Genomic DNA, 14,144 nt, shown 5'->3' with positions numbered 1-14,144 from the left:
GCTCAGGTCAGGCGAATCCAGCGCTGATTGACCAGCATCTCCAGTGGACGGTACTCCGTCTTGTAGCTCATCTTCCGGCAATTTTTGATCCAGTAGCCGAGATAGACCGCTTCTAACCCCTGTCTACGGGTCTCCTCAATTTGCCAAAGGATGGCGTAGCGGCCGAGGCTACGTCGCGTCTCGTCAGGGTCAAAAAAGGTATAAACCGCAGACAAGCCATTGCTCAATTGATCGGTGACCGCGACTGCCAGCAGCCGTGACTGGTCCCGAAAGGCGTAGAATCGGCAGAAGTTCCAGTCCTTGGCGAGAAACGAAGCAAACTGCTCCTTGCTTGGCGGAAACATGTCGCCGTCGGCATGGCGAGCCCGAATGTAACGCTCGTAAAGCGCGTAGATCTCGTCGGTCAGCTCGGGCATCAGTTGTTCTATCTGCAGGTCCCGGTTGCGCTTGAGAATGCGCTTCTGCGCGCTGCTTGGGGTAAACGCCTCAACCGGAATGCGCGCGGGGATACAAGCACTGCACTGCTTGCAGTGCGGGCGATACAGGTGGTCGCCGCTACGTCGAAAACCAAGCTCCGAGAGCTGGCTATAGGTTTCGATATCGATAGGCTGCTGTGGGTCGAGAAATAGCGTCGTCGCCCGTTCTTCCGGCAGATAACTGCAGGCGTGCGGGTGAGTGGCATAAAATTTGAGTTGCGACAGGTCAGTCATGGCGTCTTCCCGGGCAGCAATTGCCCGAGTATACGGCGGCTGGTTGGCGGTTCAAAGTGCTGCCGGCCAAGCATTCGCGGCGCCCTGAGGACAGAGTTGCGTCAGCGCCTGCAAGAAGGCGTCGCGAGGCATACTCTGAGCGCCAAGACTGAACAGGTGGTCTGTCGGCATCTGGCAATCAATCAGCTCGACGCCCCAGTGCTGCAATTGCTCGACCAGAGTGATAAAACCGAGTTTCGATGCGTTGCTGGCTTTGCTGAACATCGACTCACCAAAGAACACCTTGCCCAGCGCAACGCCGTACAGCCCGCCGACCAGCTGCTCTTGCTCCCAGACTTCGACCGAGTGAGCGATGCCGGCCTGATGCAGCGCGATGTAGGCATCCTGCATTTCGGTCGTTATCCAGGTCCCATCCGCGTCACGCCTGGGTGCGGCGCAGGCCTTAATCACCGCAGGAAAATCCTGGTCGAATGTGACGGTTGTTCGCCCCTGCCTGATCAGCTTGCGCATGCTGCGCGAGATGTGCAGGTTTTCCGGGTAAACCACGGTGCGCGGGGCCGGGCACCACCAGAGAATCGGCTGTCCAGGGGCGTACCAGGGAAATATGCCGTGACGGTAAGCGTTGACCAGTCGCTCGACGGAGAGGTCGCCACCCGCTGCGAGCAAGCCGTTGGGCTCGTTCATCGCCAGCTCCACCGGCGGAAATGCCGTGTCGCCTGCCGTTAGCCATGTCAGTTGCGCCATACGTGCTCCGAGTCCGCTTCAGTAATTCAAATGGTTTATCAGGAACGGGTTATAAGCTATTGTCCCCAATGAATAAAGCGGGACAATTGGGTGGAACATCCGGAACTTGGGATGGTCTGCTGTCCGACAATTGTGCTCCGCGGTTGTAAAAACGGTCGACTCAGGCCGTACAATAACCGCCTGACTCCAGATGGAAGCGTCGTTTTGAAGGATACTGCAGCCCAGAAAATCTCCCTGCCCTGGCGTGAGCAGCTGTCTTTGCGCCTGCGCGAAGGCGCTCTGCTGGCAATGATCGCACTGTGCCTTTACCTGTGCATGGCATTGTTCACGTTTGATCCGAGTGACCCGGGCTGGACTCGCAGCGGCGGCAGCTCACTCGTGCAGAATGCCGGCGGTGCGATGGGGGCCTGGATTGCCGACGTATTGTTGCTCTCACTGGGTTACCTGGCATTTCTGTTCCCGCTTATTGTCGCCGTCAAGGTCTACCAGATGTTTCGCCGCCGACACGAGCCACTGATCTGGAACGGCTGGCTGTTTTCCTGGCGGTTGATCGGCTTCGTCCTCACCCTGCTGGCGGGCACCGCGCTGGCGGCCTTGCATGGCACTGCCGGTGCTCATTTCCCGGAAGGCGCCGGTGCCGGCGGGGTGCTGGGCCAGCTACTACGTGATCTGACGTATCCTGCACTGAATATGCAGGGCAGCACGCTGTTGTACCTGACCCTGTTCCTGTTCGGCTTGACGGTGTTTACCAATCTGTCGTGGTTGAAGGTGATGGACATCACCGGGCGCCTGACCCTGGACCTGCTCGATCTGCTCAAGCGTGGCTGGGCGAGCTGGCGTGCCCGGCGTGCGAGTGCACCGGTTGCTGTTGCTCCGGCGCGTGACCCACGTCCAGCCGCCGCACCACGCAAAGAACCATCGTTCAGTGCGGAAGAGCAGAAGCGGGCCGACGCCTCACGCGCTCAGCGACAGGAAGCGCTGGCCAAGCACGTGGCGTCTCGGGAGAACCGCACACCGCCCGAAATCGTTCCGCTGGACACCAAGCCGGTCGAGTCCAGCGTGCGCACGCAGAAAGAGAAGCAGACGCGACTGTTCACCGATACTGCGGACCCGGATTCGCTGCCACCCATCTCGCTATTGGACCCAGCCAGCAAGAAAACCAAAGGGTTTTCTGCCGAGTCGCTGGAGGGTATGTCGCGACTGCTGGAGATCAAGCTGAAGGACTTTGGCGTCGAAGCGCAGGTTGAAAAGGTTCAGCCCGGCCCGGTTATTACCCGATTCGAGATCCAGCCGGCACCCGGCGTCAAGGTCAGCAAGATTTCCAACCTGGCAAAAGACCTGGCGCGCTCGCTCGCGGTCATCAGTGTGCGTGTGGTTGAGGTCATCCCGGGCAAGACCACTGTCGGTATCGAAATCCCCAACGAAGATCGTGAAATAGTCCGCCTCTCTGAAGTGCTGGAAACCCGCGAGTTCGACGAAGCCCAGTCCCCGGTCACGCTGGCCCTGGGGCACGATATCGGTGGCCATCCGGTCATGGCTGACCTGGCCAAGATGCCGCACCTGCTGGTAGCAGGCACCACCGGCTCCGGTAAATCCGTGGGTGTGAACGCGATGCTGTTGAGCATCCTGTTCAAGGCAACGCCGTCGGAAGTACGCCTGATCATGGTTGACCCGAAGATGCTGGAGCTCTCTATCTACGAGGGCATACCCCACCTGCTGGCTCCGGTCGTAACGGACATGAAGGAGGCCTCCAACGCGCTGCGCTGGTGTGTCGCTGAAATGGAACGGCGCTACAAGCTGATGGCCGCAATGGGGGTACGTAACCTCGCGGGCTTCAACCGCAAGGTAAAAGATGCAGCCAAGGCCGGCACACCGCTGAGCGACCCACTGTATCGCCGTGAAAGCATGGATGACCTGGCCCCGGAACTTGAGGCATTGCCGGTGATCGTAGTGGTAATCGACGAGTTCGCCGACATGATGATGATTGTCGGCAAGAAGGTCGAGGAACTGATTGCGCGTATCGCCCAGAAGGCACGTGCCGCCGGCATTCACCTGATTCTGGCGACACAGCGCCCCTCGGTCGACGTCATCACCGGTCTGATCAAGGCAAACATCCCGACCCGCATGGCTTTCCAGGTATCCAGCAAGATCGATTCACGCACCATCCTTGATCAGGGTGGGGCAGAACAATTGCTTGGCCACGGTGACATGTTGTACATGCCGCCGGGCACCAGCTTGCCGGTCCGGGTGCACGGCGCCTTTGTTTCGGACGATGAGGTCCATCGCCTGGTCGATGCCTGGAAACAGCGCGGCGAGCCCGACTACATTCAGGATATTCTGGATGGCGCCGACGATTCGGCTGCCGGTGGCAGCTATGAAGGCGGCAGTGGCGGTGAAGACAGCGAGGAGGATGCGCTTTATGACGAAGCGGTTCGCTTCGTGACCGAAAGCCGCAGAGCGTCCATCTCGGCAGTACAGCGCAAACTCAAGATTGGCTATAACCGCGCCGCACGTATGATTGAAGCCATGGAAATGGCCGGCGTGGTTACCTCAATGAATACCAATGGCTCGCGTGAGGTAATCGCACCTCCGCCGGTCCGCGATTAAGTGGAGACATTCCCCATCATGTTAAAAATCTTGTCTGGCTGGCGTTGGCTGGGCCTGTGCGCCGCACTGGTCAGTATGTCAGCAGTGGCACAGGACGACGCCGATGCGGCTGCTGAGCGCCTGAATCAGCTGTTGTCGGCGGCTGACACGCTGACTGCCAATTTTTCGCAGATGACCCTCAGCTCTAATGGCTCGAACCTACAGGAGACTACCGGGCAAGTGGCACTGCAGCGACCGGGCAAGTTTCGTTGGCACACAGACCCACCATTGGAACAGTTGCTGATTTCGGATGGCCAAAAGGTCTGGCTGTATGACCCGGACCTGATGCAGGTTACCATCCAGAAGCTGGATCAGCGTCTGACCCATACTCCGGCCTTGTTGCTGTCCGGCGATGTCAGCACGCTCACGGACAACTTCAGCATTAGCTGGACCCAGGGCGGCAGCGTGGACGACTTCGTACTGACGCCCAAGGCTAACGACACCATGTTCGAGACCCTGCGGCTGTCATTCCGGGACGGGCTGATCAACGACATGCAGCTGAATGACCCTATCGGGCAACGCACCAACATCCTGTTCCAGAACGTCGTTCTCAATGAGCCGGTTGCTGCTTCGCAGTTCGGCTTTGATGTGCCTGACGGAGTCGACGTCATCAGTGAATAACGGCGGACTGTTCGCAGCGCCGGCACCTCGCGAGCCGCTGGCCGCGCGCATGCGGCCACGCAATCTCGATGAATACGCCGGGCAGGATCATCTGCTGGGCGCAGGACGGCCGCTGCGAACGGCGCTAGAGCAGGGTGCGCTCCACTCGATGATTTTCTGGGGGCCCCCCGGTGTCGGGAAAACCACTCTGGCGCGACTGATCGCTACGGTCAGCGATGCCCACTTTGAAACGCTGTCAGCGGTACTTGCCGGGGTAAAGGACATTCGCCAAGCGGTCGAGCTTGCCCGGCAGAACTACGCTGCCAATGGCCGCCGTACCATCCTGTTTGTCGATGAGGTGCATCGCTTCAACAAGGCCCAGCAGGACGCCTTTCTTCCCTACGTGGAAGATGGCACCTTGCTGTTCATTGGCGCGACCACCGAGAACCCGTCGTTTGAGCTGAACAACGCATTGCTTTCACGCGCACGCGTCTATGTGTTGAAAGGGCTGGACGAGGAAGCGCTGAGCGGCCTGCTGGATCGCGCACTTGCCGATACGGAGCGGGGGCTGGGGCAACTGCAGTTGCAACTTGCACCCCAAGCCCGTCAGTTACTGCTTGATGCATCCGACGGTGATGCCCGCCGCCTGCTGAATCTGCTGGAGATTGCCGCAGACCTGGTAGAGCAGGGCGGTGTGATCGAATCGGACCTGCTGGGTGAGCTGCTGAGTGATTCGCGGCGCCGCTTCGACAAGGGCGGTGAAGCCTTTTATGATCAGATTTCTGCGTTGCACAAATCGGTTCGCGGTTCCAACCCGGATGCTGCCCTGTACTGGTTTGCACGTATGCTCGATGGCGGCTGTGATCCGCTGTATATCGCGCGTCGCGTTGTCCGTATGGCCAGTGAGGACATCGGCAACGCAGACCCGCGTGCACTGACCCTGTGCCTTAACGCCTGGGATGTGCAGGAACGCCTCGGCAGTCCCGAAGGCGAGCTGGCGGTGGCTCAGGCGATTACCTATCTGGCCTGCGCCCCGAAAAGTAATGCGGTGTACAAGGCATTCAATACCGCCATGCGTGATGTCGCCGAACAGGGATCGCTCGAGGTCCCGCTGCACCTGCGCAATGCGCCAACCAAGCTGATGAAGGAACTGGGTTACAGCGACGGCTATCGCTATGCCCATGATGAGCCGGAGGCCTACGCCGCAGGTGAGGATTACTTCCCCGACGCCATAGAACCCCGTCAATACTATCAGCCGGTTCCGCGCGGGCTTGAATTGAAAATTGCGCAAAAGCTGCAGCACCTGCGCGCACTGGATGCCACGAGCAGCAGGCAACGGAGGAAGGATGATTAAGCTGTATCTGGCCGTTATGCTGGGCGGCTCACTCGGTGCAGTCGCGCGCTACGCCGTAGCACAGTGGTCGGTCGCCCACTGGCCCAAGCTGTTTCCACTACCGACCTTGATCGTCAATCTGCTCGGATGCCTGCTTATCGGTGTACTATACGGCCTTTGGCTGGAGCGCCCGGAATTCTCCCCCTTGCTGCGGCAAACGCTTGTGGTGGGATTCCTTGGTGCCTTTACCACGTTTTCGACCTTCTCGCTGGATACCTTGCGGCTCCTGGAGAACGGCGAAGGTCTGCTGGCTCTGGCTTACATTCTGCTCAGCGTGTGCGTTGGACTGCTCGCCACCTGGGCCGGCCTGTCGCTCGCGCGCTGATCGGCCGCCACCTGAAACTGTTGAAGATGATGACCCATGCTTGACGCAAAACTCGTTCGTACCCAACCGCAACTACTCGCCGAGCGCCTTGCCGCCCGTGGTTTTGAGCTGGATCTCGCACAGCTCGAAGCACTGGAATCACGACGCAAGGACGTTCAGACCCGCACCGAGAATCTGCAGGCGGAACGTAACAGTCGCTCCAAGTCGATCGGGCAGGCCAAAGCGCGCGGCGAAGACATTCAACCGCTGCTGGCCGACGTTGACCGTATGGGCAACGAGCTGGCAGAAGCCAAGCAGCAGTTGGAGGCAATTCAGCTCGAACTGGATGCCATGTTGCTGAGCATGCCAAACCTGCCCGCAGAGGGTGTGCCGGTTGGCAAGGATGAGGACGAAAACGTCGAGGTCCGCCGCTGGGGGAGACCGCGTGAATTTGATTTCGAGGTAAAGGACCACGTCGCACTGGGTGAGCAACACGGTTATCTGGACTTTGAAACCGCCGCCAAGCTTTCTGGTGCGCGCTTTGCCCTGATGCGCGGGCCGATTGCACGGCTGCATCGTGCTCTGGCCCAGTTCATGCTGGACCTGCACGTGAATGAGCACGGTTATGAAGAGGCATACACGCCTTATCTGGTTCAGGCCGAAGCCCTGCAGGGTACCGGTCAGCTACCGAAATTCGAAGAAGATCTGTTCAAGATCAAGCGTGGCGAAGACCAGCGCGATCTCTACCTGATCCCGACTGCCGAAGTATCGCTGACCAACATCGTCAGCCAGAGCATCGTCGCCGCTGAGGAATTGCCGATCAAACTGACCGCCCACACCCCCTGTTTCCGCAGTGAGGCGGGTTCCGCCGGTCGCGATACTCGCGGCATGATTCGGCAGCATCAGTTCGACAAGGTCGAGATGGTCCAGATTGTCCGTCCGCAGGACTCCGCCGAGGCACTCGAAGAGCTGACAGGTCACGCCGAGGACGTACTCAAGCGTCTGGAGCTGCCGTACCGCACGATGGCCCTGTGCACCGGTGACATGGGCTTCAGTGCCCAGCAGACCTACGACCTGGAAGTCTGGGTGCCGAGCCAGGGCAAGTACCGGGAGATTTCCTCCTGCTCCAACTGCGGCGACTTCCAGGCTCGTCGGATGCAGGCGCGCTGGCGCAACCCGGAAACCGGCAAGCCGGAGCTGGTACATACCCTCAACGGCTCCGGGCTGGCGGTGGGTCGTACCTTGGTGGCCGTACTTGAAAACTACCAGCAGGCCGATGGCAGCATCGAAGTGCCGCAGGCCCTGCGCAGCTATATGGGTGGCGTTGAACGCATCGGCTGAGCCGAGTTCGATAGCCCACCTAAAGCGGGAGCCAATGGCTCCCGCTTTGCCTTTTGATGATGTATGCCGAGGAACCAAGCATGGAATTCCTGCCCCTGTTTCATAATCTGACCGGCCGTCGTGTGCTGGTTGTCGGCGGTGGCGAAATTGCCCTGCGCAAAGCCCGCTTGCTTGGCGAGGCCGGCGCCCAGCTGTATGTAGTGGCACCCGAAATTGAGCCGGCGCTACGCGAACTGGTTGCCGCTAGCAATGGCGCGGTCCGCGAAGGGGGGTATCAGCCGTCGGATCTGGACGACGCCGTGCTTGCGATTGCCGCGACGGATGACGAAACACTCAACGCCCGGGTGTCGGTTGATGCCCAAGCGCTGCGGATTCCGGTCAACGCAGTGGACGCGCCGCACCTGTGTACGGTCATCTTCCCAGCAATCGTCGATCGTTCGCCGCTGCTGATCGCCATTTCCAGCGGCAGCCATGCGCCGGTTCTGGCGCGGCTGTCTCGGGCGCGGATTGAAACCCTGTTTCCGGCGGCGTATGGACGTCTGGCCCAGTTGGCCAAGCGCTTCCGGCAGCAGGTCAAGCAGGCATTGCCAACCATCAATCAGCGCCGGGCATTTTGGGAGAACATCTTCCAGGGTGAGGTTGCCGAGCACGTGTTTGCTGGACGTGACGCTGAAGCGGCACAACTGCTTGAAGCTGAGCTTGCCAGTCAGCACGAGCAAGTTTATCGCGGCGAGGTCTATCTGGTTGGCGCAGGTCCAGGCGACCCGGACCTGCTGACTTTTCGCGCCCTGCGTTTGATGCAACAGGCTGATGTGGTGCTGCATGACCGTCTGGTTGCGCCCGCCATCATCGATCTATGCCGCCGCGATGCCGACCGCATCTACGTCGGCAAGGCACGCAGCGATCATGCCGTGCCGCAGGAAGAGATCAACCAGTTACTCGTGCGGCTGGCGAAAGAGGGCAAGCGGGTACTGCGGCTAAAGGGCGGTGACCCGTTCATATTTGGCCGTGGTGGCGAGGAAATCGAACAGCTGGCAGCGCACGGTATACCTTTTCAGGTGGTACCGGGCATCACGGCTGCTAATGGCTGCTCGGCCTATGCCGGCATTCCGCTGACCCATCGTGATCACGCGCAGTCGGTACGCTTTGTCACCGGGCACCTGAAGGATGGCACCACCAACTTGCCCTGGAGCGACCTGGTGGCGCCAGGGCAGACGCTGGTGTTTTACATGGGACTGGTTGGGCTGCCGGAGATCTGCAGTCAGTTGATTGCCCACGGTCGCAGTGGCGATACACCGATCGCGCTGGTTCAGCAGGGCACGACCAGCAACCAGAAGGTGTTGATCGGCACTCTGGCGGACATGCCTGAGCGGGTCAGTGGTGAACAGATCAAACCGCCGACGCTGCTGATTGTAGGCGAAGTGGTTTCACTGCATGACAAACTCAAATGGTTCAACGCCGAAGCCTTGCCGACAGTGCAAGGTGTGCTTGGAACAGAACAGGGCTAAACCGCCAAATGCCGGACGTCAATAGCGCCGGCTCTGGCGTGGTTCAGGTAAATCAGGCAGGGTTTAGCTTCTGTTTCAGGAGTAAGTCATGACTGGATCTGCCATTGTCACCCCATCTGATGAGATTGAAAGCGATCTGCTGCCAGAGGAGCTGTCACAGGCCGTTTACGGCTTTTTCAATCGCATTCCGTTCAACCGCCTGCTCGGTATCGAGATCGATGAGCTGCGTCGCGACTGCGTCGCCATGAGTCTGGCAATGCGGCCTGATCTGATTGGTAATTTCACCCAGGGTATTCTGCACGGCGGCGCGATTTCGTCATTGATCGACGTATGCGGTGGCGCAATGGCGTTGATCGGCGCGTTTGATCGCCACGCCCACCTTACCGTGCAGGAACGGATGGTGCGCCTGTCCAAACTCGGCACCATTGACCTGCGAGTTGATTATCTGCGCCCCGGTCGGGGCGATCAGTTTGTCTGCACGTCTGTTCCGCTGCGCTCGGGCAACAAGGTCGGCGTGGTGCGCTCCGAGCTGCATTCCAATGACGGCACCCTGATCGCTGTCGGGACCGGAACCTACCTCTGCGGATAGGCCGGACGAGCGAATCAGGCGACGGGTTTGCCGGTCACCGATGCGCGCTCCGACAATTCGATCCAGACACCGTCCGGGTCGCGGATGAAGGCGATACGGGCAGTTGTACCCAACGTTACCGGTTCACGCTCACCTTTGGCGCCGTTGCCCAGCGCCTCCGCATAAGCGGCATCACAGTCAAACACCTGCAGCGTCAGGTAACGCAAGCCGGTTGCTGCCAGCCCCTGCTGATCGTCCTGCGGTGGCGTGTCACCTTGCTCCAGCAATAGCTGAGCCTTTCCGCAACGCAGTGCGCCTGGGGCGATAAGCTCGCAACCCAGTACTTGAGTGTAAAACTGCTGACTGGCGTCGAGATCGGCGACCTGTAGACGCACTGCAAGCCCTTCGACTCCGTCAGTACCGATTGGCAGCAGCGTGATCCGATTACCGTCAGGATCCTGCAGCGTGCTCCGCTCGTTCACCCCGTTAAGGGCAACCAGCAGTTCCTTGATCGGAGCCTGGACAGGCGAGGGTAACGGATCACGGGCGTCGTTCAGCTTGAGCACAGCCTCGCCGGCGTTGTAGCGATGTTGCAGGACGCCGCCGCCAAGCTTCAGGGTGTGATCAAACGACAGGCCAACCAGCTCGCGCCAGAACCGCTGTTGGGCATCGTGTTGATTGGTAAACAGGCCAACATCAAAAAAGGCTTTGGCAAGACTCACAGGGCGTTCCTCAGCGGGCTAGAGGCGTCAACCCTAGCCCGCGCAGACGCCGCTAGCGAGATTGAATCATGCAGGGAATCTGCTGCTATCTCTGCACGTGATGGCGGTATTACCGCTGACGGCGCTTGAGCAGCCAGCGCCCACCCAGGGCTACCAGCAACAGTATTACCAGGCCTGCAATCGCAAGGCTCAGGCGGTTTTTGGCAATGAACTGCTCACGCCCGTTTTTCCTGACCTGCTCCCAGGCACGATAGTCGCTGGGCACTTCGATCACATGGTAGCGCTCCACATAGTCACGATAAGCCTGATAAAGCTCGTTCACGAGTTCCGGATGCTGTTTAGCCAGGTTGTGACGCTCCAGCGGATCGGTTGAGGTGTTGAACAGCTGCGGACCAAGGCGGGCGGGAATTGCGTTGGTGCTGGACGCGACTAGTTTATAATCACCGCGCCAGACGGCAATGCCACCAGCCAGTTCATATACGGTCGTGCGTTCGGCATCATGTACCCGGTCAGAGCGGCCTTCAAGCAACCCGCGCATGCTTTCCCCCATGATCGGGTTAATCTGGCGCCCGCGGTACTCCGAACCGGGCTGCGCGACGCCTGCCACATCAAGCAATGTAGGTGTAATGTCGGTGACGTAGCCGAAGCTGTTGGTGCGCGTACCCGCAGCAACACGTCCTGGCTGACTGACGATCAAAGGGACGCGCATGCCGCCACTGAAAGGCGAGCCCTTGTAGGAGTAGAAGGGCGTGTTGGACGCGTAGGCCCAACCAGGGCCATATTCGCTATAGCTGCCGGGAGCCCCGAGCGCGTCATAGTCGGTGTTGTAGCGCAGCCGGTAGAACAGCGGCGCGACTTCGCGCAATACCGTTGATTCACCGCCGTTATCGCTCATGAACAGGATCAGGGTATTGTCATACTGCCCGGTCTCTTTGAGGTAACGGATGACCTTGCCCACGCTCTGGTCCATTGCCTCGGCCATGCCGGCGAACACCGCCATCTGTCTCGCGCGATACGCCTTTTCCTCATCGCTCAGACTATTCCAGTCAATGTGGCGACGGGCATAAAAGGTACCCCAGTCATCAGTAACCGCATTTTCGCCAGTGTCCGGCAACAGGCCGCTGGCCAATTGACGCTGGTAGCGGGCCTCGCGAATGGCATCCCAGCCATCGTCATACATTTTCGCGTAGCGGTCGATGTACTCCTCCGGTACCTGATGCGGTGCGTGTACAGCCTGGAAGGCAAGATAGCCAAAGAACGGCTTGCCTTCGCTGCGTCCGCCGTCGATATAGCTGATCAGCTTGTCGGCATAGGTAAAGGAGGAATAAAAGTTGGCCGGCAATTCGACCGGCTTTCCATCCTCGATCCAGGTCGCGCTGCCGCCCGGCAGGTAGTGCTTGGCCTCCCAATTGTCCGCACCGCTTTCCATCAGGGCGAAGGAGTGCTTGAAGCCGCGCGCAACAGGCTGACTTTGGGGGCGATCACCCAGATGCCATTTGCCGGCCATGTAAGTGTTGTAACCGGCATCCTGCAGCAGAGTCGGCAACGTGACGACACTGTCATTCAACCAGGTTTCGTAGCCAGGTTGCCCCTTTTGGTTGTCAGCCATGATCTCCTTCATGTTGCCCATACCGACCAGGTGGTTGGTCACGCCGCTCATCAGCATCGAGCGCGTTGGCGAGCAGGTCGCAGCAACATGAAAGTTGGTGAACTGCAGGCCGCTCTCGGCAAGCTGATCGATGTTGGGCGTGTGAATTTCACCACCGTAGGCACCAAGATCACTGAAGCCGAGGTCGTCAGCCACGATCAGTAGAATGTTCGGTCGAGGGGCCGCTGCAGCGGCTGACAGTGGCAAGGCGCAACTCAGGCCCAGTAGCAGCAAGTTGCGAGTGAGACGTTGCATTGTATTGTCCTTGTTATAGCGATGGGCTGTATCAGGTCAAGTATAGGGAGTGATATTTCTGGCGCTGCGACCGAGCGTAGCCACTCGACTGTCTCTGCTAGCCATAAACACACGACGTTTCAGTGATACGGCTGGGCTGGACGCTATTGAAGGCTGCTTGGGTGCTTTACGGGAGTTCGCCCCGGTAACCGAAGAGCAGACAATGCGATCAGAGGTGAGGGCGGGTAAGCCGTCATCGGCGGTTGGGTTTACGTAGCCTCGCCACTGTCTTGGAGCTGGCTGCAGCCGAAGTCAGATCTGGCAACGTAGGCTATTGTTGTATCCGGGTAACGCGACCGACTAACGTCAAAAAGTCCGCGATCGAGTATTCGGTTTCAACCCGGCGTGATGGAACCACGGCGTGGTGCTGACGCTCAGAAGGTGCACCAACCCGCGAATTAATGACAGGAGCAGGGGGCATGCGCGCGCATTATCTACAACACGCCGAGTTTGAAGGGCTCGGCATGATTGAGCATTGGCTACACTCAAAAGGCTACGAGATCAGCTGCAGTCGAATGTACGCTGGCGATCCTCTACCGGCGCTCGACGAGTTCGACGTGCTAATTATCATGGGCGGCCCAATGAGCGCTAACGACGAAGCGCAATTGCCATGGCTGCATAGTGAGAAGGCCTTTATTCGCGCGGCGCTGACAGCGGACAAAGTCATTTTAGGCATCTGCCTTGGCGCCCAGTTGATTGCGGCCAGCCTGGGGCAGGCGGTATATCCCAACCGCGAACGAGAGATCGGCTGGTTCCCGGTTCGCGGCAGCACCCATCAGAACGGCGCAGCATTTCACTTTCCGCCCCGGCTGCCGGTGCTGCATTGGCACGGAGAGACCTTCGATCTTCCGCACGGTGCCGTACTATTGGCCTCCAGTGAGGTCTGCCGAAATCAGGCCTTTCAGCTTGGCCGTTCGGTTATTGGCCTGCAGTTTCACCTGGAGGCTAACCGCCAGTTGCTAGATCAATTTGTTACCGCCGAAGCGGCTTCACTCGTGCCGTCCGAGTGGGTGCAGAGCGCCGAGCACATTCTGCAGGTTGATGATTCAACTCTGGCGTCTACCACCGACTTGCTTGATCGCCTGCTCCACTATCTGACGGAGGGTAAATGAAACGTGTATTTGCAGTTCTGGGCTTTTGTGCCGCCGCAAGCGTGCTGAGCGGTTGTGTTCGTTTGCCCGCCGGAGTCGAACCGGTAAGCCCTTTCACGGCCGACCGCTACCTCGGTCAATGGTACGAAATAGCCCGCCTAGACCACCGGTTCGAGCGCGGCCTGACTCAGGTCAGCGCGAACTACAGCTATGGTGACGATGGTGAGATTCGAGTAATCAACCGCGGCTGCGACGGGCGCAGCGGCGAGTGGCAACAGGCAGAGGGGCGGGCGAAGTTCGTCGACAGCGATGACAAGGGCTTTCTCAAGGTTTCGTTCTTCGGTCCGTTTTATGGCAGCTATGCCATTTTCGAGCTGGACCCGGAATACCGGTATGCCTTTGTATCCGGTCCGAACCATGACTACCTGTGGTTACTGGCCCGGGAGCCAGAGCCAGACGCCTCGCTGCGTCATCAATTCGTCGAGCAGGCAGGTGAGTTGGGGTTCCCGGTTGATCATCTGATTTGGGTAAAACACGGTGACAGCCGCTGCGACTGACACTGTTTGAAAAAATGC

13 protein-coding genes are annotated in these 14,144 nt (G+C 59.3%); 9 read left to right on the top strand and 4 right to left on the bottom strand.

Going from position 1 to position 14,144, the window contains the following annotated elements; all coding sequences use genetic code 11:
- Window positions 1-2: 2 nt before the first annotated feature.
- Both ACKPCU_RS12340 and aat read right to left on the bottom strand, forming a co-directional pair.
- A complete protein-coding gene (locus ACKPCU_RS12340; RefSeq protein ID WP_104738320.1) occupies window positions 3-710 on the bottom strand; it encodes an arginyltransferase in 708 nt (235 codons plus the stop codon).
- A gap of 51 nt (window positions 711-761) precedes the next feature.
- Complete coding sequence (gene aat / locus ACKPCU_RS12335) at window positions 762-1,454, bottom strand: leucyl/phenylalanyl-tRNA--protein transferase (protein WP_321347061.1); 693 nt, start codon at window positions 1,452-1,454, stop codon at window positions 762-764.
- A 204-nt stretch (window positions 1,455-1,658) separates the two neighbouring features.
- Between aat and ACKPCU_RS12330 the strand changes: the two genes are divergently transcribed.
- From ACKPCU_RS12330 to ACKPCU_RS12300, 7 genes are all read left to right on the top strand, one after another.
- Window positions 1,659-4,061 carry a DNA translocase FtsK gene (locus ACKPCU_RS12330; protein WP_321347060.1) on the top strand — a complete coding sequence of 801 codons (2,403 nt, stop codon included), beginning with the start codon at window positions 1,659-1,661 and terminating at the stop codon, window positions 4,059-4,061.
- A gap of 18 nt (window positions 4,062-4,079) precedes the next feature.
- Window positions 4,080-4,721, top strand: coding sequence for an outer membrane lipoprotein periplasmic chaperone LolA (lolA, locus tag ACKPCU_RS12325; RefSeq protein ID WP_407651758.1), 642 nt, complete (start codon window positions 4,080-4,082; stop codon window positions 4,719-4,721).
- Window positions 4,722-4,770: 49 nt separating this feature from the next.
- The gene (locus ACKPCU_RS12320; protein WP_229744382.1) at window positions 4,771-6,054 is read left to right on the top strand and encodes a replication-associated recombination protein A; all 1,284 of its coding nucleotides are present in this window, start codon (window positions 4,771-4,773) and stop codon (window positions 6,052-6,054) included.
- The gene (gene crcB / locus ACKPCU_RS12315) at window positions 6,047-6,418 is read left to right on the top strand and encodes a fluoride efflux transporter CrcB (RefSeq protein ID WP_104738315.1); all 372 of its coding nucleotides are present in this window, start codon (window positions 6,047-6,049) and stop codon (window positions 6,416-6,418) included. The genes ACKPCU_RS12320 and crcB overlap by 8 nt, the downstream gene beginning before the upstream one ends.
- 36 nt (window positions 6,419-6,454) lie before the next feature.
- A complete protein-coding gene (gene serS, locus ACKPCU_RS12310) occupies window positions 6,455-7,738 on the top strand; it encodes a serine--tRNA ligase (RefSeq protein ID WP_321347057.1) in 1,284 nt (427 codons plus the stop codon).
- Between the two features lie 80 nt (window positions 7,739-7,818).
- Window positions 7,819-9,246, top strand: a complete 1,428-nt coding sequence (cysG, locus tag ACKPCU_RS12305; RefSeq protein ID WP_321347055.1) for a siroheme synthase CysG — start codon at window positions 7,819-7,821, stop codon at window positions 9,244-9,246.
- Window positions 9,247-9,334: 88 nt separating this feature from the next.
- A complete protein-coding gene (locus tag ACKPCU_RS12300; protein ID WP_104738312.1) occupies window positions 9,335-9,835 on the top strand; it encodes a thioesterase family protein in 501 nt (166 codons plus the stop codon).
- A gap of 14 nt (window positions 9,836-9,849) precedes the next feature.
- Here ACKPCU_RS12300 and ACKPCU_RS12295 read toward each other — a convergent pair whose 3' ends face one another.
- Together ACKPCU_RS12295 and ACKPCU_RS12290 are read right to left on the bottom strand one after the other, a co-directional pair.
- Window positions 9,850-10,536: a VOC family protein gene (locus ACKPCU_RS12295; protein ID WP_321347051.1), complete on the bottom strand. Its 687-nt coding sequence runs from the start codon at window positions 10,534-10,536 to the stop codon at window positions 9,850-9,852.
- A gap of 109 nt (window positions 10,537-10,645) precedes the next feature.
- A complete protein-coding gene (locus ACKPCU_RS12290) occupies window positions 10,646-12,439 on the bottom strand; it encodes an arylsulfatase (RefSeq protein WP_321347049.1) in 1,794 nt (597 codons plus the stop codon).
- Between the two features lie 458 nt (window positions 12,440-12,897).
- On the opposite strand from ACKPCU_RS12290, the gene ACKPCU_RS12285 reads away from it, so the two are divergent.
- Window positions 12,898-13,590, top strand: a complete 693-nt coding sequence (locus ACKPCU_RS12285; RefSeq protein ID WP_104738309.1) for a type 1 glutamine amidotransferase — start codon at window positions 12,898-12,900, stop codon at window positions 13,588-13,590.
- The gene (locus ACKPCU_RS12280) at window positions 13,587-14,126 is read left to right on the top strand and encodes a lipocalin family protein (RefSeq protein ID WP_321347046.1); all 540 of its coding nucleotides are present in this window, start codon (window positions 13,587-13,589) and stop codon (window positions 14,124-14,126) included. Before ACKPCU_RS12285 ends, ACKPCU_RS12280 begins: the two co-directional genes overlap by 4 nt.
- Window positions 14,127-14,144 lie beyond the last annotated feature (18 nt).

The sequence above is a fragment of the Halopseudomonas oceani genome (assembly GCF_963677335.1).
Taxonomy (GTDB): Bacteria; Pseudomonadota; Gammaproteobacteria; order Pseudomonadales; family Pseudomonadaceae; genus Halopseudomonas; species Halopseudomonas oceani.
The sequence above is the reverse complement of the archived record's forward strand: the minus strand, read 5'-3'. Positions and strand labels throughout refer to the sequence as shown.